The organism is Methanocalculus natronophilus, from assembly GCF_038751955.1.
GTDB classification, from domain to species: domain Archaea; phylum Halobacteriota; class Methanomicrobia; order Methanomicrobiales; family Methanocorpusculaceae; genus Methanocalculus; species Methanocalculus natronophilus.
Window position 1 is genome coordinate 275297 of record NZ_JBCEXH010000002.1, and the last position, 25948, is coordinate 301244.

Consider the following 25948-nt stretch of genomic DNA (forward strand, 5'->3'; position numbering starts at 1 on the left):
ACTATCAGTGTTGGCGCTGCTTCCTCATGGATTGATCGTGGGAGTGCTTGATGAGGGAGCAGGAGAATACCAATAAACCAGAATGATCCCCCTGATGGCGTACCGGGACAATACCTGTGATCCGAGAAAGTGTACTATCAAAAAACTTGAACGGTACGGTATGGTTCGTGTGCATACAAAAATCAGGCAGGTACCAAAGAAGACACTCCTCCTTGACCCGACTGCCGGTGTTGTCATCTCGCCCGCTGACCGGAGATGGGCTGGATCCATAACCGCCCTTGATTGTTCTTGGGAGGTGCTTGAACGAGATGAGCTGACTCTTTTTCGGAATCGCCGGGCACTCCCGTTCCTTGTTGCGGCAAACCCAATTAATTTCGGCAGGCCTTTTCTCCTCTCCTCAGTCGAGGCGCTTGCCGCGGCACTCTGTATCCTTGGTGAGCGGGAGCAGGCGGAACTGGTACTCTCGAAAGTGGCCTTTGGCATCCGGTTTCTTGAGGTGAATGCAGAACCGCTTGCAGAGTATGCAGCAGCCGGGGACAGTGCCGGGGTGCTTGCCGTCCAGGCAGATTACCTCTGATCCCCGTCTTCAGAGGCAGGCTTCAGATCGGGATCGATCTCCTGGCGGATCCAGCAGACGAGATCCTTCATAAAATGCGTTTTCTTATACTGCTCCTCAAGCATCGTATACATGATGAGCCCGGCTGCCACAGTAACAACCGCACAAGACAAGGGCAATCGTCGTGATCAGAGATAAAAAAAACCTCAGACAGAGACGGTATACCCGGCACGGCGCAGGATCAGGATCACCGCGTCGTCCCAGTCGGAATCAGGGAGCGGGGAGAGGGCTGCAGTTTCATCCCTGAAGAGAGCGAGGAGTTTGGGATCTTCGGTTGAGAGGTGGCGGCTGCCCATGATACGGCCAAGACGCTCTCCATCTGCATTGGATATGAGGATACGCCAGCAGCCGTAGTCCCGGCAGATTGCGGGCCGGGTCAGATGGACACAGCAGTACCCTTTGCGTTCGTCTGGATCAAAGCGGAAGAACGGGCAGGCCTCCGGCCGTTCTCCAGATGTCTCGTCGTCCAGAAAGCGGTGGAGCAGCCCGGGGCTGATCTGAACCGCTGTTCTCTCGCCGGTATAGCAGTTTCGGATGAGGTAGCGTTGTTCGCCATAGTCTTTCTCGATCTGGTGGACAGTGCCGAGATAGCTGCAGCAGTCCCCGCACTGGCTGCATTCAAATGGGATAGTAACCATGCCTCCTGTCGTCTGTCGATTCTATGAGCTCTTCAGAGGGATAAGGATTGGTTACAGTACAAAAAACGGGGTGGAAGCCCGTGTGAAGGGCAAACCCGCCATGTCTTCATGTGAGCAGTGCATCATCAGGAGAGAGCCTGCCAAGTACTTGGAGGGAATAGGTCCTGAAGAAGGTGACAAATGGTACCGAGACCATGAGAACCGCCGGTATTGCAATGATGAGATATGGTATTGCCAGAAGGAGAAGGAGTACAATGTTGCCTGCCGCAAGGAGCATCATGCCAATCAGTCCGATTGCAATAAACGGAAGGGCAATGACTGCAAGCACCAGAAGCGATAACAGCAGTATGACAATGCCGGTTCCAAGCGCAGCAAGGACGCGGACAAGTACATAGACAATGAGCTGCATCCACTGCCCCTCCTGGATCCTGATGAAGGTTCTCCACCCTTCAAGCACCCCGCAGTCTCTCCTGATCATGAGGGGGGCGACAAAATCGATGGTGATGAGCTGGATAAGGGCTGCGAATAGAACAAACAATAGGAAGAACGGGATCATGAAGAGCAGGAGGAGGGCAATCGGGAAACCAATGGATGGTCCTGAAAGTATTCCTGCAGCATAGAGGATTGGAAGTGAGAGAAGGCCAAGGAGAAGGAGCAGAAGAATCGCGAGGCCAGCCTGGAAGAGAAGCAGGCGGATGCCCTTGCCTGCACGGAGCCCAAATGTCCGGGTTAGCGAGATCTCTTTTGTTGCAATGCAATCAATAAAAACAAACTGGATAATCGACTGGATCAGCCAGAAGAGCAGGCCAAGCAATCCCACCATGAGGATGAGGGCAAGGATAACCAGCATCTCTTCCGGGAGAGTTGGAGCGGAAAAACCAGCCAGATCTCCAAAAATTTCGGTGTCAGAAGACCATGTCGGCTGCGGGAACCACCCGCCAAAGCCGACAAAAAGCGCAATGACTGCGAGGCGCAGCCATACACCTTTTCGAAACGGCCAGAGGAGATCGCGGGTTCTCTGGATTGCAGAGTCGATCTCCGTGAGAGCATAGTAGGTCATACAGGGACTGGTATGACCAGATACTTTATAGAGATTGCAGGTTGTGTTTCAAAAAAACGTTTTATTTCGGCTGCGGTGGCAACAGGGACATCTCTATTGTTTCAAGTGTCCTCTTCATCAAGCGGGAACAGGATTTCAAATACTGTCCCGGAGTCCCGTTTCATTGTTATTGTTCCAAGGAGCTGATTCACCAGGTTGTTCACAAGCTGCAGACCAAGTGTCTTGGTGTTGGTAAAGTCGAGGTTTTCGGGAAAGCCGATACCGTCATCTGCAAAGCGGTAGCTGACAACCTGATCTCTTCTCTCAAGGGTTATGGCAATCGATCCGGTTCTGCCATCCAAAAACGCATGCTTCAGGGCATTTGTCAGGAGTTCGTTTGTGATCAGGCTGAGCGGAACAGCTGTTTCTATCGTGAGAAAGATATCAGGTGCAGATATTTCTATTGAGACAGTTCCCTCTCCCATTCCTTGTGACGCAAGAACATAATCGGTCATATTGTGGAGGTACTCACCATAATTGATCCGGGAGAGGTTCCCGGAATGGTAGAGTTTCTCATGGACAAGGGCAATTGAGTAGACCCGGTTCTGGCTCTCAGATAAGAGATCGCGGACAGTTGTATCCAGGATATTCTCCTTCTGGAGCATGAGGAGGCTTGATACCACCTGCATGTTGTTCTTAACCCGGTGATGTATCTCTTTCAGGAGGATCTCTTTGTCCCTGAGTGAACGCTTCGTCTCCTCCTCCCGCTTCTTCTTTTCAGTGATGTCATGGAAGAGTGTGCTGCATTCTGTAGATCCGGGGCTGTATATGGATACTTCAAAATGCCTCTCCAGATCGGGATGGGGATAATCAAATACCTGGGTTTCATGCATGAAAGCAGCCCTCTCAAAACGTTCATCCCAGGCTGCTTCCAATTCGGACAGGATCTCTTTCATCTCCTTTCCAAGGATCTGATCGCGTGAAAGACCACTTATCTCTTCAAAAGCCTTGTTTGCCTCGATAATCGGGTATCTGATAGTCTTTGCACCCTGATTCCGGATAACCTGGTGATGGACATAGCCATCATGCATCGAGTCAAAGAGCGAGCGGTAGCGGTTCTCACTCTCCCGGAGTGCTTTTTCGCTTCTCTTCTGTGCAACCGCATAACGAATCGCATTTTCAAGCTCTGCAAACTGCTTTCTCAGATCCCCCTCCTTCTGAAGGTAGAAATCAACGCCGCTGTTCAGAGCCCGGATGACGACCTCTTCGTCTCCTTTCCCTGTAAAAATAATAAATGGAGTCTCATCACCCCTCTCACGAAGGTACTGCATAAAACGGATGCCATCACATACCGGCATCTGGTAATCTGATATGATTGCATCAAATCTCCTTTCAGAGAGAAGCGTGATGGCATCATTGACGTTTTCTGAGGTATGAACCGTGAAACCCCCCTTCTTTTCAAGGAATCTCTTACCAATCGTGAGGATGTCAGGTTCATCATCAACATATAAGAGAGCGATCAAAGATGCATCAGCTTCCTGAAGGGGCATAGAGAGAAGATGGCTGTTGGCAGGATTAATACTATTGATGGATCTCTTTTGGGCTGCCAAGGCTTTGTGGAGATGAGAGAGAGGGGATCAGCCCCCGGATGGCTATTCCGGAACCTATGAGCCCGCATCTTATGAGCCCGCATCTGAAAGCTGCGGTACATCGGGGTGTCTCTTCACCCATCCAGTCAGTACAATACCATCGAAGAGAAAGTCGGGATCATCAACGTGGTTGCTCAGTATACCCTGGACAGAGATGGTCTTTCCATGAACGGTCTGGAAGTTCAGCTCAAATTTCCGGGATTGTGACGGGTTTTTCAGGACCTCAAAAAAGAGCCTGCGGGCGGTTTCAAGGCTGTCCTCATGGAGATACTCAAACCACGTTCTGCCCTGCTTCTCTTCATCCCTGTATCCGGCAAACCGGTTCAGTGACGGGCTCTCCTGGAGGAGCGTGCCATCCTGGTTCAGGATTATGATGATATCAGCCATATCATCGATGATTGATCTGAACACTTCGTCTTTCTGGCGTATCTTCTCCTCCATTCCCTTGAGCCTTGTGATATCATGGATATGTACCGCATATTTAATCACCACCCCTCTGGAATCTGTGACCGGATGTATCCCGATATCAAACCATCTCTCTCCAAAGCGTTCTGTCGATATCACTGACGTGTTCTGATTCGCTGGGAACTTATACCCTGCCATTTTGGGTGATATACAACCCTGGGAAACAAGATCATAAATATCCGTTCCAACCAGCTCCTCGTGGGTTTTGCCTGCACAGTCAGCAAGAGCCTTGTTTGCAGCAAGGATTGTGCCCCCTGTATCCATGAGAAAATGCATATCATCGGTTGCATTCAGCAGTACGCGGATTGTATCCTCATGCTCTCTGAGTTTTGTCTCCATCGCATGTCTGTAGAGTGCCATCTCGATTGTGGTCCTGAGTTCCTGTTCACGCACGGGTTTGAGGATGTATCCAAACGGCTCAGTCGTTTTTGCCGCATTGATGATCCTATCATCTGAAAACGCGGTCAGGTAGACGATTGGAATGTTCTTATGCCGGTTAATCTCTGCTGCTGCATGGATTCCGGTCTTCTTCCCGGCAAGCTTGATATCCATCAGGATGAGGTCGGGGTCGAGCTCTCTGGCTTTGTTTACAGCCTGCTCTGCTGTCGGAGCGATCCCGCAGACCGAATAGCCCAGGTTCGTCAGGCTTTTTTGTATTGCCATCGCGGTGACCGCTTCGTCTTCCACGATCAATATCGCTGCATTACTCATTATCTTCCTCCTCCTCCTCCATACTGGCTTCAAAGGTTAGCTCAAATGCCGTTCCCGTCCCCCGTTTCAGTGTCATTGTCCCAAGGAGCTGCTTCACCAGGTTGCAAACAAGCTGCAGGCCGAGTGTATGTGTGTTGGTATAATCAAGGTCATCTGGAAGACCAATACCATCGTCAGCAAAGCGATATATGAATCTGTTCTCAATACGTTCCATCTGAATGTGGATAGTCCCCTCCCTGCCATCCGGAAAGGCGTGCTTCAGGGCATTGGTCAGGAGTTCGTTGGTGATGAGTGAGAGGGGCACGGCTCTGTCTATTGAGAGATAGATATCCGGAGCATCGATCTCAAGATGGATTCTCTCATCTCCCCCGTTTCTTGAAGCCAGAATATGGCTCCCGATATCAGAGAGGTACTCGCCATAGTCTATCCGGGAGAGGTTATCCGACTGGTAGAGTTTCTCATGCACAAGGGCTATTGAATAGACCCGGTTTTCACTCTCCATGAATACCTCACGCATCAGGGGATCCGCAATGCTGTCCTTCTGCAGCATCAGGAGACTTGCAATCACCTGCATATTGTTTTTCACACGATGATGGATCTCCTTTATCAACGTCTCTTTTTCCCGGAGTGAACGTTGAATCTCTTCATCTTTCTTCTTCTTCTCGGTTATATCCTGGAAGAGAGCAGCGCATTCTCCCTCCTGTGGCCTGTATACCAGTACCTCAAATATATTGCCAATACCAGGCAGCTGCTCCTCAAAAGCCTGTGGCTCTCCGGTTGTTGCGGTTTTTCCACAGACTTCAACCCACTTTCTGCCTGTTGTCGGAAAGACTTCCAACACACTTCTCCCGATACATGAATCAGCTGGCAATCCGGAGACCTGTTCAAATGCGGGATTTGCTTCAATAATTTGAAAATCAACCGGGTTCCCATCATGATCAGGTATCATCTGGTACCTGGCATAGCCGTCATTTATGGACTCGAAGAGTGACTGGTAGCGTTTTTTGCTCTCTACAAGCGCCTCCTCTTCAGCCCGCTTAATATCGGTTATATCACGTGCGATACCCTCGATTGCAGTAATAGCTCCGGAATTATCCCGTATTGGGACGATATTCTGTTCAAACCAGATCATTGTGTTGTTCTTCCGATAAAAGCGGGTAATAAGTGGGGTTTTCGGGGGTTCTGAAGAATAATCCTGATTGAGAATGTGACGATCATCATGGTGGATACGCTCCCAGAGCAGTTCCGGCTTCCGATACCATTCCTCCTGGCCATACCCGGTTATCTCGCTGACCACCGGGTTTACATAGGTAATCCGGACATCTGGATAGAGAGCTATCCGGTACATGATGTCCCTGGCATGCTCGGTGAGGCTCCTGAACCGCTGCTCGCGCTCACGGAGGGAATCATCAGATCTCGTCCGGTGGATCAGCTCGCTCATCATGATCCCAAGATGTGTCAGTGCAGAGAGATCATCATCCAGATAATCCTCTCTTTTATTGGCAACTGCAAGAACCGCAAAGATCTCCTCTCCAAACAGGATCGGAACACCCATGTACCGGGAGATCGGGACATGCCCCTCAGGCAACCCGTGCTTTGCAGGGTGTGGGGCAGCGTAGTCATTGATGAGTACCGGGAGTCGTGTCCTGACAGGCTCGCCCCAGATACCGGCTGATTCTACCGGGAACCGGACCGGCTGGTCTTCAACAGCGCACTCATCCTTCACCTCTTCTGACCAGGCATGGATGGTCATCACCGATTCATCAGGGTTCAAAAGACCGATAAAGCCATATGGACTCTCTGTTACAGAAAGGCCGGCATCAAGGGTGGCATCCAATAGCTGCTGTTCTGTTGCACCCGACATCCTGTGGAGCGTAAGGAGTGCTTCTGCACGCCTGAGATGGTGACGAAGACGGGCCTCCGCACCCTTCCTTACCGTAATATCCCTGATGAGGATGAGCACCTCGTCTGCTACATAGGGAACGATACGAGCCTCAAAAAACTTCTTACCTGCTGTGACAGTGAGTATATAGTCGATCGTCTGAAGCTCCTGCGTTGAGAGAGCCTTCTGAATCGCCTCAACAAACAAAAGTCCAATCTCCTCTGACACCACCTCGGGGACAGTCTTTCCTATCAGTTCAGCCTTTGGAGAGAGGAGCAGCTTATTATCAGGCGTCAGGATATCAAGATACGTTCCTTCCGCATCACAGCGTATCAGGATATCCGGTATTGCTTCCAGGATAGAGAGCCTGAGGGATTTTGCTTCTTTAAGCAGTTTTCCATTCCGAAATTCCGCTAATTCACTTCTTCTTTTACCAACAACAATCCGAATCGCATGAGACAGTTCAGCAAACTGAACCTTCGGATCTGTGGTTTTCTGGAAATATAAATCCGCACCACTGTTCAATGCACAAATTGCAACCTCTTCACGGCTCTTCCCGGTCAGGATAATAAATGGTGTCTGATCTGATGCCCCCCGGAGCTGTTGTAAAAAATCGATGCCATTCATCTCAGGCATCTCATAATCAGAAATAATCACGTCAAATGGTTCCCTGAGATGGTAATCCAGCGCCTCTTTCGCAGTTGTACAGGTTGTAACACAAAAGGTATCCTCCATCTCAAGAAAGAGTTTCCCGAGCTCAAGCAGTGCCGGCTCTTCATCCACATAGAGAATGGAGATCGGCATGGAGATGGGGGGCGGCATACAGAAGCAATTGGCTTTCTGAAAAATAATAGTTTTGATGAATCCGGGACGTCTGCACCATATAGTTTGTATATCTCCAAAGCGTACTTAATCGCTGTATGCAGAGAGTATATCTCATCTTTATAACCGTCTTCGTCAGCTCCCTTGCCATTTCAGGTGTCGCGGGGGCGTCCGGGGATCCTCCTGCGCCTCTCGGATCAATCGAAGCACTCGAAGAGTTCGTCGAATGGCTTCTTCTCCTTGGTGAAGAATTGATCCGGATCTTTGTGGATGCAATGGATCTCCTCGGACTCTCAGAAGAACGTTATGCAAAAGAGATGATTCAGTCTCTTGAAGAAGGGCTGGCTCTGGCACATACTACAAAGACTTCGAAATGAGGTGTTTGTACCAGACATTCATACTCTCAAAACCGCCCCCGATCTGCGTGTTATTCGGGAGGGTGCCTGCATACCGGTAACCACCGCGAGCAAAAAGGATATTGATCGCGGGCTCTTCGCCCCTGCAGATCGTGTAGGCGAGATGATACCCTTCTTCTTTGACAATGGCTTCCATATGGGCAAGCAGAGCGCCTGCAGCACCAGCCCCGCGGGCAGCAGGCAGGGTTGCAAAATCAGTCATCTCGACGGTCTTTGAGGTGCTGTCCAGTTCGGCAGATGAGGCTGCAATGAGATGGCCTGCATCACAGAGGAGGAAGAACCGGGTCTCTCCTCCCTCGATCGAGTCCGAGATGAAGTTGGGATCATCGATTGGAAACGGGTAGCTTGGGAAGACCGATGCGTAGAGTTCTGCAAGCGCCTTTGCATCCGGGACACCCGCCTCCCGGATCAGGTGTCCCTCTTTCAGTGGCGGGTTTCCTGCACCGGCACGCTGCCATGAGATCTCAAGGGTCTCGGCAACAGACGTGCCATCATGCTTCCTCCTGGACGGATCGGTATATTTCCCAAGGAAGAGACAGGCACTACCGTCCGGGAAGAAACCCGGGATCTCTGCCTCAACCGCAAACCCGTCTCTGAGAAAGAGATCAGCCTCTGCTGCCGGTACTTTTGCAAAGACCTTGGTATACCCTTCCTTCCCGAGGGTTTCGTTTACCCATTGGAGAACCCGCTCTGTATCACCGGTATCAAGACGGATGACATAAATCCTGTTGTTGTGGGCGCCATGCTGGATGACACTTCTGCCCACCCTGACAATAGAATCACTCTTCTTCATCTTCTCTCCTTGCCATCCGTTCAGAGTCTGCCGGGACAAGTGCAGTCGTCTCATCATAGTCAGAGAGGAGACGGGCGATACCAACTGCATGCTGCTCCTCTCCGCCCCTGAGGTTCAGCTGGAGCACACAGTCTTTGCAGTTGCGATCACAGAAGATCGTCTCGTAATGATCCGGTTCCCTGTATGTTGTGATCACACCTTCAAAATTCCTGAGAATCACCTTGTTTGTCGAGTACGAGATGAGGTATGTCGGCATCACCGGAATCTTTCCTCCCCCGCCGGGTGCGTCGATGACATAGGTGGGGACTGCAAAACCGCTTGTATGGCCGATCAGGTTCTCGATGATCTCAATTCCCTTTCCAACAGGCGTCCTGAAATGGGAGAGTCCTTCTGCGAGATCGCACTGGTAGAGGTAGTAGGGGCGGACCCGGTTCTTGACGAGCTTCTGGACAAGTGCCTTCATAATCCTCGGGCAGTCGTTTACGCCTGCAAGGAGGACTGACTGGTTGCCGAGCGGAAAGCCTGCATCAGCAAGTTTTGCAAGCGCTTTTTCAGCAGTCGGTGTAATCTCCTGGGGATGGTTGAAATGCGTATTTATCCAGATCGGCTGGTGTTTTTTCATCACCCCGATGAGACCGTCAGTGATCCTGAATGGAAGAACAACCGGGGTTCGTGTCCCGATCCGGATGATCTCAACATGCGGGATCGTCCGAAGCTCAGTCAGGATCCGGTCCAGCAGATCATCAGGCAGCATCAGGGGATCGCCTCCTGAGAGCAGGACATCACGAATCTCAGGATGATCGCGGATATAGGCGATACCTTCCTCCATCTCCTCCCATGTCGGGATCCGGTCGCGATCGCCAACCCTCCGTTTCCGGGTGCAGTGGCGGCAGTACATGGAACAGACATTGGAGACCAGGAAGAGAACACGGTCAGGATAGCGGTGGGTGATACCAGGGACCGGGCTGTCGCTATCCTCGGCAAGGGGATCTTCGAGATCGCAGCCTTCGATGATCAGTTCATCTGCCGACGGAACTGCCTGCAGGAAGACGGGATCATTTGCATAATCCTCGGTTCTGATTAATGAGAGGTAGTATGGTGTTGCTGCAAGTGGAAACTTCGAAATTGTCTCTTCAAGTTTTTTCCGCTCATCCGGGGGAAACGTGATCCCAAGAACCTTCTCAAGGGTTCTGATATCGCGTATTGTATGAGCAATCTGCCACCTCCAGTCCCTCCATTGTGGTGCATCCTCATTGATATCGTTATGATTGACTCCTGTATACTGGCTATTATTTGCAGATTCCATGATAGGTTCAACTCTCTGAAAATAGTTCGGTAGCTTCTTTCTCCAAGATCACGCATAAATCTTTTGGACATCGGTCTGTTTATTGAATTGAAAGATTTACAGGCGAAATAAGGGGATAGTTTTATGTAGTGCTGTTTGTTTTGAGCAGCGTATTGACCAGATATCCAGATCAATTAAGGATAAGGATTAGAAATGGCATTTTACGCATACTACCATTCTCTTTTTCAGAATTCGGGACATATACGTGATCAGCAGACCGGTTTGGCACAAATATACGATCCGTATTTCCGGCAGGGTCAACAGGGTGATTGGGTGTTTTTTTTTGCAAAGACGGTTATTGACGCTTCTGATCAGATCCCTGTATACAGACCCGGTGATACGGGGGGGCAGACCTGAACAGTTTATACCTGATCGGTTTATACCGGATCGAAGCAGAATTACTACCAATGATCACGGTCGGACTGCTTGGATGCGGAAATATCGGACATATTATCGCAAGGAACCAGGTTGGATTCTCCATTACCGCAGTCTATGACAGGATACCAGAAAAAGCAGAGGAGCTGGCATCAGCATCGGGTGCTGTTGCCTTTACCGATGCCGACTCGTTTTTATCGGCAGATTTTGATATTGTTGTTGAAGCGGCATCTGTTGCTGCCGCGCAGGAGTTCGGTGAACTGATCCTGAAATCCGGACGGGATTTTATTGTGATGAGTGTCGGTGCACTCACAGATCACTCCTATCGTGAGCGTCTTATTGCAATTGCAAAAGAGATGAAGAAGAAGATCTATGTCCCTTCAGGTGCAGTGATGGGTCTTGACAATATCAAAGTCGGCAGGATCTCAGCGATCACCAGTTTCCTTCTCAGAACAACAAAGAGCACTACATCGCTTGGGATCGAAAGCGACGAGCCGACGATGATCTTCTCAGGAAAAGCACATGAATGCATCAGGAACTATCCAAAGAACGTCAATGTATCCGAGGCTCTTACGCTGGCTGCCGGCCATGAGGTGGATGTTGAACTCTGGGTTGACCCGGACACTGATAGAAATACACACGAGATCTTTATTGAAGGCGAGTTTGGTGATGCATACATCAGGGTGAGGAACGTCCCAAGCCCGGATAATCCTGCCACAAGCTACCTTGCCGCACTCTCGATCCTCTCCCTTCTCAGGGATCTCGAAAACCCGCTGGTGATCGGAACATGACTGGTGCAGAAGATATACTGAAACTGAAACAAGAACAAAACGCGCTCATCCTGGCTCACAACTACCAGTTGCCTGAGATACAGGAGGTTGCAGATATTGTCGGGGACAGCCTGGAGCTCGCCATTACGGCAGCTGATGCAGAAGAGCCCCTTTTGATCGTCTGCGGTGTCCGGTTCATGGCAGAGACCGCCAAGCTCCTCTCACCGGATAAAACCGTCCTGATACCCGTCCTGGATGCCGGATGTCCGCTTGCTGATTTCCTCACCCCTGAGATGATCCGGGAGGCACAGGAGCAGCACCCGGATGCGGCAGTCGTCGTCTATGTCAATTCCAGCGTGGAGGTAAAAGCAGCTGCTGATATCACCTGTACATCCTCAAATGCTGCGGCGGTGGTCAGGTCGCTTTCAGAAGAAACGATACTCTTTGGGCCGGATGCAAATCTTGCCTCCTATGTGCAGCAGCAGGTGCCTGAGAAGCGGATCATCCCGCTTCCGGCAGAGGGGCACTGTTATGTGCATACCGCATTTACCAAAGAGCAGATCCGGGAGGCAAAAGAGAAGGGATGGCGGGTGGTATGCCATCCCGAATGCCTTCCGGCAATCCAGGCAGAATCAGATCTTGTCACCTCAACAGGTGGAATGGTCCGGCATGCCTGCGACTGTGAGGAATGGTTCGTCTGCACCGAGCGGGAGATGGGATACCGGCTCCAGACACTCTATCCGGACCTGATTTTCCATGTTGATTCCGGGGCCGTCTGTGACGACATGAAGAAGACGAAGGCAGCAGATCTGCTCAGATCCCTGCAGGAAGGTGTATATGAGATTACGATCAATCCCGACATTGCTCTTCCTGCCCGGAAGGCTGTCGAGAGAATGCTCTCCCTCTGAAGGTAATGCCTATGATTCACCATGAGACCTTACGGGGGTTTCTTGCAGAAGACGCCCCCTTTGGCGACCAGACGACCCAGGCAGTCGTCCCCATGACAGATGGCCGGGCGGCTGTTATTGCCGGGGATACCGGGGTGGTTGCGGGTATTGCCGAGGCGATCATTCTCTTCTCCGAATGCGGCGTTGAGGCGCGGGCGCTGGCAGGGGATGGAGACTGGATCGATCCCGGCCAGCAGATCCTGGATATCTCGGGTCCGGTTCATGGCATCCTCCTTGCCGAGAGGACGGTTCTGAACCTGATGGGGAGGATGTCTGGAATTGCCACTGCCACGAAACGGTTCTCTTCCCTCATCGAATCGGTGATGCCCGGCGCCCGGATCGCCGGAACCAGGAAGACGGCGCCGGGGCTCCGGTTCTTTGATAAAAAGGCGGTCATGCTTGGTGGAGGAGATCCACACCGGTATACCCTCTCCGATGCGATCATGATCAAGGATAATCATCTTGCACTCGTCGGGATTGAGGAGGCGATCGCAAAAGCAAGGGCTGTCTCCAGGTTCAGGGTGATTGAGATCGAGGTTGAGACGCCTGAAGACGCAATGACTGCTGCATCAGCAGGGGCGGATGCCCTGCTCCTTGATAATATGAATGCGGATTCCGTGAAAGAGACAGTAGCCCTCCTGGAAGCGCATGATCTCCGGAAGAATGTTTTCCTTGAGATCTCAGGCGGCATAACCCCGGCAAATGCCGGATCCTATGAAGGGTGCGGGATTGATCTCGTCTCGTCCGGGTGGTTGACCCACTCGGTGAAAAATTTTGATTTCAGCCTTGAGATGAGGATGGCCCTGCGGGTTATCAAATTATAAAGGGAGAAGTCGGGCAGGCGGGTTTTGCCCCCGGCCCCCCCTGCCTGCCTATACATTTTTTTTGAGAGAGAAAAAGAAAAGAAAGAGTTTCTGAATCATCCTCTCCTCTTTTTGATGACATACCATGCAATTCCTCCGACAACTGCAAGCGGGAGAAGCGCAAAGACAGCCACGATCATCATGCCAAAGACAAAGAGAAGGGCGCTGATACCGGTATTCAAAATTCCTGAAAGGGAGAAGCCCGAATCAATCCCGATTGCCTCTCCTTCCCGGACAAAGATTTGGATCGTTGATTCATCGATCTGTGAGCTCATCAGGTTGATCCTGCCGGTCACGCGGTCATGGTTCATCTGAGCGGTATCAATTGCCGCCTGCACCTTCAGGATCTCCTCTACCGTCTCTGCTTTCTGGAGGATCTCGGCGAGCCGGGTGAGCTGGTCTTCAAGAGCCTTCTGTTCAGCATGGAGATCGGTATATTCGGCTGTGACATCACGGGTCTTGACCTGCCGCTGTGTCAGTGTGCCGAGGCCTTCTATCTCCTGCATCACAGGATCAAAAGCATGGGAAGGCACCCTGAGGGTGATCTCAGCATAAAACTGTTCACGCCCATCCCGCATGCCACCAGAATTGAGGGAGAGCGACTGTATCCTGCCGTTGTATCGTTCTGCGATGGTGGTTATATCCCCGGTAGCACCCCTGGTGTCACGAACCCGGAGATGTATCCAGCCTTCCTTGATCACCTGGCTGTCGGGAGCATATGCTGCATCTCCCGCTACCATGGCTTCTTCATATTCGGCGGCATATCTTGCATATGAGGGCTCCACCGTAGAGGCGGCATGATCGGAACTGACACAGCCTGCTATTGCAAGAAGCCCAAAGAGCAGCAGAATCAGGAGAATTGGAGTTCGTTTTGTCATATATCACATCCTTTTCCGGATAACTATACTGTATGCCGAAGATCTCTTAAGGCTGGCGTAAGGTGGGAATATATTCGCATATATCATCCAAAACTCTGGTGATGCGGGGTGGCGGTGCATCCCGCAACCGGGATTGGATCAACTATAAGTAAAAAAAGTCGCATTTAAATACAGGAGGTGACATCAGTGGCCGGGTAAAAATACGGAGTACGTCAGGTTATTTATTCCCACTATCTGTTGGAATAATTGAATCCTCATTGCGCAGAGAGAGAAAAAAGTCTAAAAAAACAGGTGAACAAACATGAATCGGCAGAATATTGGTTTCCGAATGTTTGAGAGAGAACTGGCGAGAGAAGTATGGTGGATGAGGAGAATTATTCCAACGAGTTTGTGGCTGTCTGATCCGGGATTGAGAGGAAAAGGGGGGGAGGTCTGATCTATGGAGATAGATAAAATCAGGGAGCTGCTTGCCAACAGAGACTGGCATACCCTTCGGACATATGCGCAGTCGCTTTCGAGGAGCGAATGGGTGGAGCTCTTCCCTGAGATGGATGATGCCGACTACGCATTATTCTTCCGGCTTCTGGACAAGGAGAGTGCTCTCCTTGTCTTTGAGTCACTCGATCCAGACCAGCAGGCACGCCTGATCACCCTGATGGAAGATCCGGAGACGCTCCGGCTGGTTGAAGGGCTTGACCCGGATGACCAGACACGTCTCTTTGAGGAGCTTCCCGCAAAGATCACCAAGCGTATCCTCGCCCACATGGAGCCGGGAGACGCAGCTGTTATCAACAAGCTCCTCGGCTACCCTGAAGGGAGTGCCGGGAGATTTATGACATCCCGCTATATTGCGGCACGAAGAAGTGAGACTGTCGGTCAGGTGCTCCAGAACCTGCATACCAGTCCCCTCCGTCCCGATGAGATGGGAGTGATATTTGTCATCGGGATGGGGCGGCTGTACGAGGGGTATATCCGGCTTGGAAGTCTGTTGAAGACAACACCTGATACAGAGATTGGAGAGCTTGCTTCTGATCCCGAGGTCTTCGTCCGGACAACCGATACCAGTATACGGGCAGCAGAACTTGTCTCCGAATACGATATTCCCGCTATCGCCGTTCTTGACGGGGAAGGCCGCCTGGTTGGATCTATCACCTTCGATGATGCAATGGACCTTCTTGAGGAAGAGGGGACAGAAGATTTCCAGAAGATTGGTTCGGTCCGTGATCTCGGGGTGAATGTCAAGGAAGCAACCATATCACTCCTCTACCGGAAACGGATTCCCTGGCTCATGGTACTTGTCCTGATGAACGTCTTCTCAGGCGCAGGGATCGCATATTACGAGGAGACCATCGAAGCTGCTATTGCACTTGTCTTCTTCCTCCCGCTCTTAATTGACAGTGGAGGGAATGCCGGATCCCAGTCCGCAACCCTGATGGTCAGGTCTCTTGCCATTGGCGATGTCCGGATGAGAGACTGGTTCGGGCTGATTGGTAAAGAGGCAGGAATCGCAGTCGCCCTTGGTGTGACGCTTGCAGGAGCGGTGATGGTGCTTGGTATGTTCCGTGGCGGCCCTGAGATCGCTGTTGTCGTTGGACTTGCAATGCTCATCATCATCCTTGTCGGATCGCTCATCGGGATGACCCTCCCGTTCGTCCTGGCACGGTTGAATAAAGACCCCGCAGTGGCGAGCACCCCGCTTGTCACCTCGTTCTGTGATATAACAGGTGTTCTCATCTACTTTACAATCGCCACCTGGTACCTGGGCATATAATTTCCCCGGGCAAGCAGCCTCGCAAAGGAATACAACAATACCTTTTTTCCCCGTTTGAATACAGGGAAGAGTCTCTTCTTTCGTGTATACAGTACACCTCACGTGTGTTCCACCCAAAATAATAGATCCCGTATGCCATATCCCCCCTCTGGTGGCATCACACGCAGACGTTTATCATACGCACAAGCGTTTGGCAGGGTTTATGGAAAGCCGCACCTCTTCCTGAGGGGGTATTGCTTCACTGAAATGGCAATGCTGCAAAAGAAAAAAAAAAGTGTCTAGTATCCTCTTTTCAGGCGAGGATGAGAAGCGGGGCAAAGACAAGTGCCACCATCGCCATCAGCTTCAGCAGGATGTTGATGGCCGGGCCCGAGGTGTCTTTGAAGGGATCGCCGACGGTGTCACCGACGACTGCTGCCTTGTGGGCTTCGGATCCCTTGCCGCCATAGTTGCCTTTCTCGATGTATTTCTTTGCATTGTCCCATGCGCCACCGGCGTTTGCCATGGTGATCGCAAGGAGGAACCCTGCAACAAGTGACCCTGCAAGCAGGCCGCCAAGTGCTTCGGGACCAAGGAAGTATCCAACCAGAAGCGGGGCTGCAACTGCCAGGACACCTGGCGCAATCATCTCGCGGAGAGCAGCGTTTGTGGAGATGGTAATGCAGGCGGCATAATCCGGATCTGCTTTCTCTTCCATAATACCTGCAATCTCCTTGAACTGTCTCCTGACCTCAAGGACAACCGCATATGCTGCCTTTCCGACTGCGGTCATGGTGAGTGCGCAGAAGAGGAACGGGAGCATGGCGCCGATGAGCATACCAACAAAGACGAGCGGGTTTGTCACATCAATGAGTTCGAGACCGACTGCAAGGGTGTATGCAGAGAAGAGGGCGAGTGCGGTCAGCGCAGCTGATCCGATAGCAAAGCCCTTTCCGATTGCGGCAGTGGTGTTGCCGACAGAATCGAGGGTATCGGTGATCTCACGAACCTTCGGCTCCTGGTGGGACATCTCTGCGATACCACCTGCATTGTCTGCAACCGGGCCGTATGCATCAACTGCAAGGGAGATCCCAAGTGTTGAGAGCATACCGACTGCGGCAATGGCAATACCATAGAGGCCTGCGAAGTGGTAGGCGATGCTGATTGCAATTGCGATGAAGAGCACCGGGAAGACGGTCGACTCCATACCTTTTGCAAATCCGCTGATGATGTTTGTTGCTGTCCCTGTCTGGCAGGACCGGGCAATTGAGAGTGTGGGTGGCCGTTCATACGAGGTATAGTACTCGGTGATCAGGCCGATTGCAAATCCTGCAATGAGACCGGCAACTGCTGCAAAGAAGATGCCGATATATTCCGGTCCGACGATCGTCGTCACCAGGAAGTAGGTTGCAAGCACGACCAGGATAATCGAGACGATTAACCCCTTGTTGAAGGCCATGTGGATTGCACTTGAGTCTGCCTTGTTTGTCCTGACAAAGAATGTCCCGATAATTGCAGAGATGATACCAAGTGCTGCGATCATCATCGGGAGCAGGACAAGCTGCATCGGATCGAGTCCAAGGTACATCTCGGTATGAACCGCGGTGATACCAAGCACCATCGCGGCGATGATCGATCCGACATAACTCTCGTACAGATCAGCACCCATACCGGCAACATCACCGACATTGTCACCGACATTGTCAGCGATGACAGCAGGGTTTCGGGGGTCGTCTTCGGGGATACCTGCCTCAACCTTGCCGACGAGGTCAGCTCCAACATCGGCGGCTTTTGTGAAGATACCTCCTCCGACACGGGCGAAGAGTGCAATCGAAGATGCACCAAGACCAAACCCGGTTACGGTGGAGAGTACAGTCTCCTGCGGGAGACCCAGTGCGCTGAGGGCGAGATAGGCAAGCGACAGACCCAGAAGACCAAGACCGACAACAGCCATTCCCATAACGGAACCGCTTGCAAAAGAGACACGGAATGCCTCAGCAATGCCGCGACGGGCTGCATTGGTGGTTCTGACGTTTGCCGCGGTTGCTGTGTACATCCCGATGTATCCGGCAGTTGCCGAGAGCAGAGCACCAAGGACAAAACAAGCCGCGGTCAGCGGAGAGATTCCGATTGCAAGAACGATCGTAAGAACAACGACAAAGACTGCAATCGCACGGTACTGACGGTTCAGATAGACCATGGCGCCAAGATGAATGGCGGCGGCGATCTTCTGCATAACCTCGGTCCCTGTACCTTCCTTCTTCACGGAGCGGTATGAGATGCCCGCAAAGATTAGGGCAAGCAGGGCGCAGAGAGGTGCTAGATAAATGAGATCCATATTTTTGGTACCTCCTTGTTCAGAATGCCTTCCATAGAAGAAGGTACGAGAAGTTTAAATATCATATGGAAAGTATCCGGATGCGCTTACGTCCATCGCCGAAGAGTGCTTCGGAGGAGACCCCCTGCGCGCGAACTGTTCCAGGGGAGCACCTATGAGGAAGGTAATGTCAGAGAGACTGAAGAATGATGCCATAGGTCTCGATCTGGGACTCGTACTGCGCCATCATCCTCGCCATCACAACGGGGGTGAGCATGAGAATAGATGCTCTCTACCGGAGCGGAAGATGAACCTTTCCATCCGGATTGCTGGTGAGGGGATGCTCCTGTGATCTGTTCCCCAAGGTGCCAGGGAAACCTGTTTTGGTGGTTACGTCTGTAAAAAATCACAGACTGTTGGTTCCATTTGTTCCAGATCGACAAGAACGGCCTGGCCCGGAGTCGGGTTGATGTTCATCTGTTTCTGGAAAGCCGTCTGGGACTGCCAGGTGCCGGCATTCACTGCAAGCACACCCCTGTACCGGGAGATCCCGGTGATATGGATATGGCCGGTATGGAGTATCTCCGGCACCGGATCAATGAGAAACCGGTCTTTTTCTGTTGCAAGCATCGGTGTTCTCCTCCCATAGGTGGGTGCAAGATGCCGGCGTTTCAGCATCGCCTCCATCATTTCGCCGGGTTCTTCGTATTTTGCGCCGGGGATGAGGCTGATGAGATCGTCAATACTCCGTCCATGGTACATCAGCACCCGGGCACCCTGGATCGAGACAACAGCAGGGTTCTCCACAAAGAGGCAGTTCTTCGGGAAGGTTGAACGGAACTCTTCTGGGATCACCGGCTGGGGCTCTGCGGCACGGACAACATCATGGTTTCCGGGAGCAAGGACAATTTTGATGCGTGAGGGAAGGGTCGAGAGCATCTCCCCAAGCTGGTCATATTGTTCATAGATATTGGTGATGGTAAGCTCCTTCTCCTGGCCGGGATAGATGCCGATCCCCTCAACAAGATCGCCTGCAACCAGGAGGTATGTGATATCGTCTGCTTGGGTTAGCCAGTCGCAGAACCGTTCCCAGGGCTCTGCGAGAAAGGTGTCAGATCCGATATGGATATCAGAGATGAACGCAGCTTTCCCGCCATTCTGTGGGGTATAGGGAGCATGCTGGATTGGAATGTCGGGTCTGAAGAGCTGGTCGGCATAGAAGAGCTTCCCATCAGGTGATAGTTTTCCCCGGATCCCAAGCACTTCATCGGGGACGATCCGCTCAGCCTCGGTAAACGAGTCTCTTTTGTTATTGAAGAGGACGGGAATGGTACCGGTTGGATCTTCCAGCTCAAGGATACGGTGGCCCTTTGCGGTTGTTCTGGCATCAATGACAAGCCCGATGATCAGTACATCACTGTCACGGAACCGTGACGAATGGGTGAGTGCCTCTATCGGGATTGCACCGGCCCGTTTCCTGATGAGGCCGCCGAGTCTGTCGTACCGGTTCCTGAAGAGAGAGACATAATCTTCGATCTGCCGTATGGGGCCTGTTGATCCTTCCATTCCCTCAATAATCTCAAGCACCGGATCGGCAGTGAACCTGAGTCCGTCGCGTTTTGGAGCAAGAGCCGGGATGTGGGAGGGGAGGACAACCGTACAGTCGTCCTGGAGTGCCGAGATGATGCCTGATATGAGTGCCGGATCCCCGCGCTCCCGCAGGTATGAGACGACAGCCGGATCAACCAGGTGTCCAGCCTCACAGAACCTGGCAATAATCTCCTGCTCCACGAGCATAGATGAGTAGTTGGGATCTCTGATCCAATTATACCTTGGATCAGGGTTGCCGGATGCCGTGGGTATCGCGGGCGATCCGGAGAAAAACGTCTGGAGGATCCCTCATCGTGTCTGTCAAAGAGACTCGATGAAGGTTCCAATCCGCTTTACGGCTTCATTGAGATCATCACGGGATGCAGCGTATGCACACCTGACATGGCCCCTGCCTGACGGGCCAAAGGCGCTTCCGGGGGCGACTGCAACCTGTTGTTCGAGTAAGAGCCGTTCAGCAAACTCTTCATCCGAGAGGCCCGTGGATTTGATTGACGGGAATGCATAGAACGCACCCTTCGGCAGGTGGCAGGAGAGGCCGATCTTGTTCAGTCCGGCGACAAAGAGGTTGCGGCGCATCCTGAATTCGGCAGCCATACGGTTTTTCGCCTCGTCTGCGTTCTTTAATGCCTCTATTGCGGCATATTGGGAGATTGTTGGGGCGCAGAGCATCACGTACTGGTGAATCTTCAGTGCGGCAGCAGCGATGTCGGGGGGGGCACAGAGGTAGCCGACACGCCATCCTGTCATCGAATACGACTTCGAGAACCCGTTCAGTGTGATCGTCCGTTCCCAGAGATCATCTATTGAAGCCGGGGCAACATGGGTGCCTTCATAGGTGAGTTCGGAGTAGATCTCATCAGAGAGGAGGAGGAGATCATGATCGATGATGATATCGGAGATTGCCCTGAGATCATCTCTGTTCATCACGCCGCCGGTCGGGTTATTTGGGAAGTTGATCATCAGAAGCTTCGTCTTCTTCGTCACCCTCTCCATAAGGGCATCAGGGGTCACCCTGAACTCATCATCTGCAGGACAGGGGAGGAGGACCGGGATACCGCCAGCCAGGGTGACGCAGGGTGCGTACGATACATAGCAGGGATCAGCCACCAGCACCTCGTCTCCTGGATCAACAACGGTCCTGACCGCCAGGTCAAGGCCTTCTGAGACGCCGCCGGTGATGATGATCTCGTCCTGCGGATCATAGCTGATCGCATACCGTGAGAGGAGGGAGGAGGAGATCAGGTCACGGAGCTCTTCAAGTCCCTTATTCGAGGTGTATGCCGTCAGACCGGATTCAATTGAATCGATTCCCGCAACCGAGACGTTCCAGGGGGTGTTAAAATCGGGCTCGCCGACCCCAAGAGAGATGACATCACTCATCGAGAGGAGGAGATCAAAAAATTTCCGTATCCCGGAGGGGGGTATTGCCTGTGCCCGCTCCGAGATATAGCTCTTTTTCAGTGGGGGGTTTCCACTCTCAGAAACTGTAGGGAAGACGGTCGACTCCTTCACTTCTCTGTAACTCACAGCCATGCTCCTTGTAGGTCTTCATGACAATATGGGTCACGGTTCCCCTGATACTGTCAAGTGACGCGATATGTCCTGATACAAATTCCGAGACCTCCTGCATCGTCCTGCCGGTGACAATGAGCTGGAGATCATAACTGCCGGTGACGAGGCGAAGCGATCTTACTTCTGGGAACCGGGCAACCCGGTTGGCGATCCGGTCATATCCAAATTCGCTTTCGGGGCTGACTTTCACCTCGACGACTGCCATGACATCATCTACCCCTGCCTTCTTCCAGTCGATGACAGCAGAATATTTCAGCAGGATTCCTGCCTTCTCAAGAGCATCAATCCGCTGGCGGACTTCCTTTGCCGGGAGGTTCAACATCGTTTGGAGATCTTCGTCCGGAATCCTGGAGTCGGATTCGAGGAGCTGCAGGATCTCCCTGTCTTTTGCATCCATTGGAAATTCACCTCTGGTTCTTTACTTGAAGAGTTCGTTTGCCTGTTCTTCATTATACCGGGAGATCTTATGCTCGACAAGCCGCTGATCGCTCATGATAACATCCCAGATCCGGTTGGTTGCCGAATCAAACGAGATCTCCTTTGTGCGTCCATATCTCCCCCTCGATATAACACGTGTTGATATGACACCAAGCATATTTAATTCACTGATGAGATCGGTTACCCGGCGGTGTGTCAGGGTTTCAAGGGAGAGTTCGCGGGTGATCTCACGGTACAGACGCATCACATCACCGCTTGTAAAGATCTTCTGGTTGATCTTGTGGAGGAGGAGCATCGCATAGAGGACCACTTTGCTCTGTGTCGGGAGTGTTGAGATGCATTCGACCATGCTGTCTGTCTCTATCTTCTCCTGGGCAAGCCGGACGTGCCTGTCGGTTACGGAATCCTCACTTCCGCGATCGGCAAGCTCTCCTGAGACACGGAGGAGATCCAGTGCACGGCGTGCGTCACCATGTTCCTGCGCGGCGAGCGCGGCACAGAGCGGGATGACCCCGTCTGCCAGCACCCCGTCTATAAACGCCAGCTCCGCCCGCTGCTGGAGGATATCGACAAGCTGGGGGGCATTGTAGGGAGGGAAGACGAGCTCCTCCTCGGAGAGGGAGGAGAGGACGCGTGGGTCAAGGAAATCGGTGAACCTGAGATCGTTTGAGATGCCGATGATACAGACCTTTGATCGTTCGAGTTCGGAGTTTATCCTGGTGAGGTTGTAGAGGGTTTCGTCACCGCTCTTCTTGACGAGTTTATCGATCTCATCAAGAATGATGACAAGGACACCTCCCTCATTCTCCAGGATATTTTTGAGTTCCGCATAAACCTGATCGGTTGGCCACCCTGTCATGGGGATATGGGTCCTGGTTCGGTCGGAGCTGAGTGCATCCACGTTTTCCACAAGTTTTGCAATCTGGGCAAGCACCCGGTACTGGGTGTCGATAACCTCACAATTTAAGTGGATAACCCGGCATCGTGTATTCATATGACTGCCGGCACGTTCCAGCTCGTAGCCGACATACCGGACAGATGCGGTCTTTCCTGTGCCGGTTTTTCCATAAATCAGGATATTGGAGGGGGTTTCGTTCTGGAGGGAGGGAGCAAGAACAGCAGCGATCGAATCAATCTGGGGTGCCCGGTGGGGAAGGATTTGGGGGCGATAACTATGCCGAAGAACTTCCCTGTTTTTAAAAACATTGTTTTTTCCCAGGTATTTTTTAAAAAGACCCATTGATTGGACGCTATCATCTGTCACCTTGTATTTCCCCTCCGCATTGCCGCTTGAAACATTCTTCAGCCAGGTTTTCTGTGATCAGGGATCTCCTCTCTTCAGGTGAGAATAATTGATCCAAAATCCATGACTAGATGACACACTCCATACTATTAAACCCCACTATTTCCATTGGAAAGATAACATAGAACTAATCCTCAACTGATGTATATGGCATTTGTTTGGGAAGTGAGAACCCCTTTGTTTCCACTGGAAACCGATTGAAGACAAAAGAGAGGTTTTGGAGCGATATTGCTGGTATAACAGAGACAGGAAGGTGATTTCCATGATCTCCTGTGGAGGGGGTTGCCTGCCGGTGGGATACTGTTCTCCTGTCTCTGTGAGAGGGGCAGGCTCTGTTTTTCCGGGGTCTTGGGAGTGTGTTGTCTGGAAGGAGACCCCGACCCCTTTGTTTCTACTGGAGAAAAATGGGGGGCAGGAGGGGGGAAAGATACGGAGACAAAGAAGAGGGGAAGAGAAAGGAAAATATGGGGAAATAAGAGAAAATAAGGGAAAAAGAATGAGAAAAAGGAAGAAAAGAAGAGAGAAGGAAGAGGAAAAAAGAGAGGAAAAGGAAGAGAGCGGGATCAGAAGCAGGTATGTTCTGAAGGTACAAAATAGAAGTCATTTGTATCTATGTTTTTTAATGTATATATACTTTATTAAATGAATTTTAGCATGGACAAAATTAAAAAATAATCATCTATAATTCTTTATATTAAATTATTTAATTATAAACACTTATCTCTATATCTTACTATATCTTACTTTATTTTATTATATCTTATTATATTTTACTTTATCTCACTTTACCGTACCTTATCTTACCGTAACATGTCTGACCTCTCTCTCTGGCCTCTCATTCTCTTCGTTATTATACCCTGGAACAATCCCCTGAAATACTGTCCCCTCTCCCCTCCCCTCCAACCTCCAGTGGAAATAAAGGGGTCCCCCCTCCCTCTCCCTGTATCCCCTCTATTGTCTGACAAATCAGCATCTTGCCTGATCCCTATATGAAGGTGTTTCAAAAGAACCCTGAATATGCGTTTTTTCTATTCGAAATCGAATAATTGAGGCTTAAAGGTCTTTCAACCCGATAAATGATTCAAGGCGGTCCACATTCAGACGCCCCCTTATTTCCACTGGAAAAATGATCAAACCAGGCCACTCCGGAACCAGGATTCCAGGTATCGCAACAACGCACCAATGCAACAACCCGGTAATGCAGCAATCCGGCAATGGAACAATTCAGCAATGGAGCGATCCAGCGATCCATGCAGATCAAAAAAAAAAGAGCCCAGGAGATAATCCAGAGAATCGTCACATCAGCAGGGAAGAAGGGCTTTTCACCTGTTCAGACAATTATATGCTATGAGCCATGATCAGCACGAGGCCGGCCACCATCACCATACAAACCAGGCTGGTACGCCAACCGATCGCGTCCCAATCAGGGCGGCAGTGATCACCGTCTCCACAACACGAACAAGAACCGATGACAGATCCGGCAGGACCGCAACTGATCTCCTTGCCGCAGCCGGTATCGGGGTGGTATTCTATCGTATTGTGGCTGACCGCGAGGATGCGATCCAGGCAGCCCTCCAGGAGGCCCTCACTGAGGCAGACTGCATCATCCTTAACGGGGGCACAGGCCTCACCCCGGATGACTGCACCATTGAAGCGGTCAAACCACTCCTTGAGAAGGAGATGCCCGGGTTTGGGGAGCTCTTCCGGCAGAAGAGCATCGCCGAGGTTGGAACAGCAGTCATCCTCTCACGCGCAACCGCCGGGATCATCTCCGGCCGGGCCATCTTCTGTATACCGGGATCAACAAAAGCGGTCAGGCTGGCAGTTGAAGATATAATCATCCCTGAGATCCGGCATATCCTTGCCCATGCAGCCCCCAGACGGGAGAGCTAAGTTTTTTTTTCAACGGCGAGGGAGAGATCCATAAGGGGGAGGCCGGAGATGCGTATCCCGGTTGCCAGGAGAAGAAAAAGAGATCCCGGAAGAAGAAACTCCGGGCACTGCACCCGTCCCCTTCCACTTCCCCCTTCTTTTCCAGAACTTCCTTACTTCAGGACATTCAACAGTGCGGTCCGCTCAACAACCAGTTCGGCTATCCGCCTGCGGCCGACCGCCTCAAGCTCGGGGTCTGTGATCCCAAAAAGCTCCTTGAGGACTGGTATTCGGCGATCCGGTATCTCGTCTTCATCCGGGATGATCGAGATCCTGCTCTCCAGCTCCTCCCAGACCGGGGCGGAATCGGGGATGACTGCCACCCATGCAGTCATCTCCCCCTCATGCAGCCCGAATTTCATTGCAACTCCTGTCTGCCGCTGGCCGGATGCATACAGGAGCACCTCCATCTCAAGGCTCCTTGCGGTCATGGCCTGCTCTTCCTCAGCACGCAACGCCTGATCCAGCGCGGCACGTGCATGTATGCGGCCGGCCATCAATTCTGCGTCCATAAGGACGATCCGGACACCAAAGCGCTCCTGCAGCGCCCTGAGATCCCCGAGAAACTCACTCACAGAATCAATTCTGCATCTTCCCAACTTCAATGACCAGGCAGTATCTTCTCTCATCATTCACCATTCCGTTCGTACTTGTTGGAGTAGTGGTACTTGTATACGGGATAATGGTTACATATACCTCATCCAACGTATCGTGGTACCTCATCACCATGTTGTCAGGTCTCTTTTCAATTATTGTTTCCAACAGTCAGATCTCCTGCTCATGACCGAACCAGGGGTACCTGATACCTGGTTTTTC

24 protein-coding genes are annotated in these 25948 nt (G+C 51.6%); 8 read left to right on the forward strand and 16 right to left on the reverse strand.

Features of this window, described 5'->3' with window-relative positions:
• Positions 1-82 precede the first annotated feature (82 nt).
• On the forward strand, positions 83-577 hold the full coding sequence (locus ABCO64_RS03585) for a DUF367 family protein (protein ID WP_253456299.1): 495 nt from the start codon (positions 83-85) through the stop codon (positions 575-577).
• Here the strand turns inward: ABCO64_RS03585 and ABCO64_RS03590 are convergent.
• The 6 genes from ABCO64_RS03590 to ABCO64_RS03615 all read right to left on the reverse strand — a co-directional run bounded on the left by ABCO64_RS03590 (position 568) and on the right by ABCO64_RS03615 (position 7822).
• Positions 568-708 carry a hypothetical protein gene (locus tag ABCO64_RS03590; RefSeq protein ID WP_253456302.1) on the reverse strand — a complete coding sequence of 47 codons (141 nt, stop codon included), beginning with the start codon at positions 706-708 and terminating at the stop codon, positions 568-570. The two genes, ABCO64_RS03585 and ABCO64_RS03590, sit on opposite strands and share 10 nt — an antisense overlap.
• 54 nt (positions 709-762) lie before the next feature.
• Positions 763-1254, reverse strand: a complete 492-nt coding sequence (locus ABCO64_RS03595; RefSeq protein ID WP_253456305.1) for a YkgJ family cysteine cluster protein — start codon at positions 1252-1254, stop codon at positions 763-765.
• Positions 1255-1360: 106 nt separating this feature from the next.
• Positions 1361-2314, reverse strand: coding sequence for a DUF7544 domain-containing protein (locus ABCO64_RS03600; RefSeq protein ID WP_253456308.1), 954 nt, complete (start codon positions 2312-2314; stop codon positions 1361-1363).
• 101 nt (positions 2315-2415) lie between these two features.
• Positions 2416-3843: a sensor histidine kinase gene (locus ABCO64_RS03605; RefSeq protein WP_253456311.1), complete on the reverse strand. Its 1428-nt coding sequence runs from the start codon at positions 3841-3843 to the stop codon at positions 2416-2418.
• A 129-nt stretch (positions 3844-3972) separates the two neighbouring features.
• Positions 3973-5118: a PAS domain S-box protein gene (locus ABCO64_RS03610; protein WP_253456314.1), complete on the reverse strand. Its 1146-nt coding sequence runs from the start codon at positions 5116-5118 to the stop codon at positions 3973-3975.
• Positions 5111-7822, reverse strand: coding sequence for a PAS domain S-box protein (locus ABCO64_RS03615; RefSeq protein ID WP_253456317.1), 2712 nt, complete (start codon positions 7820-7822; stop codon positions 5111-5113). The genes ABCO64_RS03610 and ABCO64_RS03615 overlap by 8 nt, the downstream gene beginning before the upstream one ends.
• A gap of 98 nt (positions 7823-7920) precedes the next feature.
• Here ABCO64_RS03615 and ABCO64_RS03620 point away from each other — a divergent pair, with 98 nt between their 5' ends.
• Entirely contained in the window at positions 7921-8199 is a 279-nt protein-coding gene (locus ABCO64_RS03620) for a hypothetical protein (RefSeq protein WP_253456319.1), read from the forward strand.
• On the opposite strand, the gene ablB is transcribed toward ABCO64_RS03620, so the two are convergent.
• Positions 8180-9031 carry a putative beta-lysine N-acetyltransferase gene (ablB, locus tag ABCO64_RS03625; RefSeq protein ID WP_253456322.1) on the reverse strand — a complete coding sequence of 284 codons (852 nt, stop codon included), beginning with the start codon at positions 9029-9031 and terminating at the stop codon, positions 8180-8182. The two genes, ABCO64_RS03620 and ablB, sit on opposite strands and share 20 nt — an antisense overlap.
• Entirely contained in the window at positions 9018-10337 is a 1320-nt protein-coding gene (gene kamA, locus ABCO64_RS03630; protein ID WP_253456326.1) for a lysine 2,3-aminomutase, read from the reverse strand. The genes ablB and kamA overlap by 14 nt, the downstream gene beginning before the upstream one ends.
• A 446-nt stretch (positions 10338-10783) precedes the next feature.
• Here kamA and nadX point away from each other — a divergent pair, with 446 nt between their 5' ends.
• The 3 genes from nadX to nadC are packed head-to-tail and all read left to right on the forward strand — an operon-like array spanning position 10784 to position 13292.
• A complete protein-coding gene (gene nadX / locus ABCO64_RS03635) occupies positions 10784-11542 on the forward strand; it encodes an aspartate dehydrogenase (protein WP_253456329.1) in 759 nt (252 codons plus the stop codon).
• Positions 11539-12429: a quinolinate synthase NadA gene (gene nadA, locus ABCO64_RS03640; RefSeq protein WP_253456332.1), complete on the forward strand. Its 891-nt coding sequence runs from the start codon at positions 11539-11541 to the stop codon at positions 12427-12429. The genes nadX and nadA overlap by 4 nt, the downstream gene beginning before the upstream one ends.
• 11 nt (positions 12430-12440) lie before the next feature.
• The gene (gene nadC / locus ABCO64_RS03645) at positions 12441-13292 is read left to right on the forward strand and encodes a carboxylating nicotinate-nucleotide diphosphorylase (protein ID WP_253456335.1); all 852 of its coding nucleotides are present in this window, start codon (positions 12441-12443) and stop codon (positions 13290-13292) included.
• A gap of 95 nt (positions 13293-13387) precedes the next feature.
• On the opposite strand, the gene ABCO64_RS03650 is transcribed toward nadC, so the two are convergent.
• Positions 13388-14209 (reverse strand): DUF4349 domain-containing protein, encoded by an 822-nt coding sequence (locus ABCO64_RS03650; protein ID WP_253456338.1) that lies wholly within the window; start codon positions 14207-14209, stop codon positions 13388-13390.
• A gap of 439 nt (positions 14210-14648) precedes the next feature.
• Between ABCO64_RS03650 and mgtE the strand changes: the two genes are divergently transcribed.
• Positions 14649-15980 carry a magnesium transporter gene (gene mgtE, locus ABCO64_RS03655; RefSeq protein WP_253456341.1) on the forward strand — a complete coding sequence of 444 codons (1332 nt, stop codon included), beginning with the start codon at positions 14649-14651 and terminating at the stop codon, positions 15978-15980.
• A gap of 292 nt (positions 15981-16272) precedes the next feature.
• Here mgtE and ABCO64_RS03660 read toward each other — a convergent pair whose 3' ends face one another.
• From ABCO64_RS03660 to ABCO64_RS03680, 5 genes are all read right to left on the reverse strand, one after another.
• Positions 16273-18297: a sodium-translocating pyrophosphatase gene (locus tag ABCO64_RS03660; protein WP_253456344.1), complete on the reverse strand. Its 2025-nt coding sequence runs from the start codon at positions 18295-18297 to the stop codon at positions 16273-16275.
• A 369-nt stretch (positions 18298-18666) separates the two neighbouring features.
• Positions 18667-20073, reverse strand: a complete 1407-nt coding sequence (locus ABCO64_RS03665) for a DNA-directed DNA polymerase II small subunit (RefSeq protein ID WP_253456347.1) — start codon at positions 20071-20073, stop codon at positions 18667-18669.
• Positions 20074-20187: 114 nt separating this feature from the next.
• A complete protein-coding gene (locus ABCO64_RS03670; RefSeq protein ID WP_253456555.1) occupies positions 20188-21348 on the reverse strand; it encodes an aminotransferase class I/II-fold pyridoxal phosphate-dependent enzyme in 1161 nt (386 codons plus the stop codon).
• 16 nt (positions 21349-21364) lie between these two features.
• Positions 21365-21856: an Lrp/AsnC family transcriptional regulator gene (locus ABCO64_RS03675; RefSeq protein WP_253456349.1), complete on the reverse strand. Its 492-nt coding sequence runs from the start codon at positions 21854-21856 to the stop codon at positions 21365-21367.
• 21 nt (positions 21857-21877) lie between these two features.
• Positions 21878-23161, reverse strand: coding sequence for an ORC1-type DNA replication protein (locus tag ABCO64_RS03680; RefSeq protein WP_371922846.1), 1284 nt, complete (start codon positions 23159-23161; stop codon positions 21878-21880).
• A 292-nt stretch (positions 23162-23453) separates the two neighbouring features.
• Here ABCO64_RS03680 and ABCO64_RS03685 point away from each other — a divergent pair, with 292 nt between their 5' ends.
• Together ABCO64_RS03685 and ABCO64_RS03690 are read left to right on the forward strand one after the other, a co-directional pair.
• Positions 23454-23846 carry a hypothetical protein gene (locus ABCO64_RS03685; RefSeq protein WP_253456352.1) on the forward strand — a complete coding sequence of 131 codons (393 nt, stop codon included), beginning with the start codon at positions 23454-23456 and terminating at the stop codon, positions 23844-23846.
• Positions 23847-24547: 701 nt separating this feature from the next.
• Positions 24548-25093, forward strand: coding sequence for a MogA/MoaB family molybdenum cofactor biosynthesis protein (locus tag ABCO64_RS03690; protein WP_253456355.1), 546 nt, complete (start codon positions 24548-24550; stop codon positions 25091-25093).
• Between the two features lie 152 nt (positions 25094-25245).
• Here the strand turns inward: ABCO64_RS03690 and cgi121 are convergent, their stop codons facing one another.
• Complete coding sequence (gene cgi121, locus ABCO64_RS03695; protein ID WP_253456358.1) at positions 25246-25707, reverse strand: KEOPS complex subunit Cgi121; 462 nt, start codon at positions 25705-25707, stop codon at positions 25246-25248.
• 4 nt (positions 25708-25711) lie between these two features.
• Entirely contained in the window at positions 25712-25894 is a 183-nt protein-coding gene (locus ABCO64_RS03700) for a hypothetical protein (protein WP_253456360.1), read from the reverse strand.
• Positions 25895-25948 lie beyond the last annotated feature (54 nt).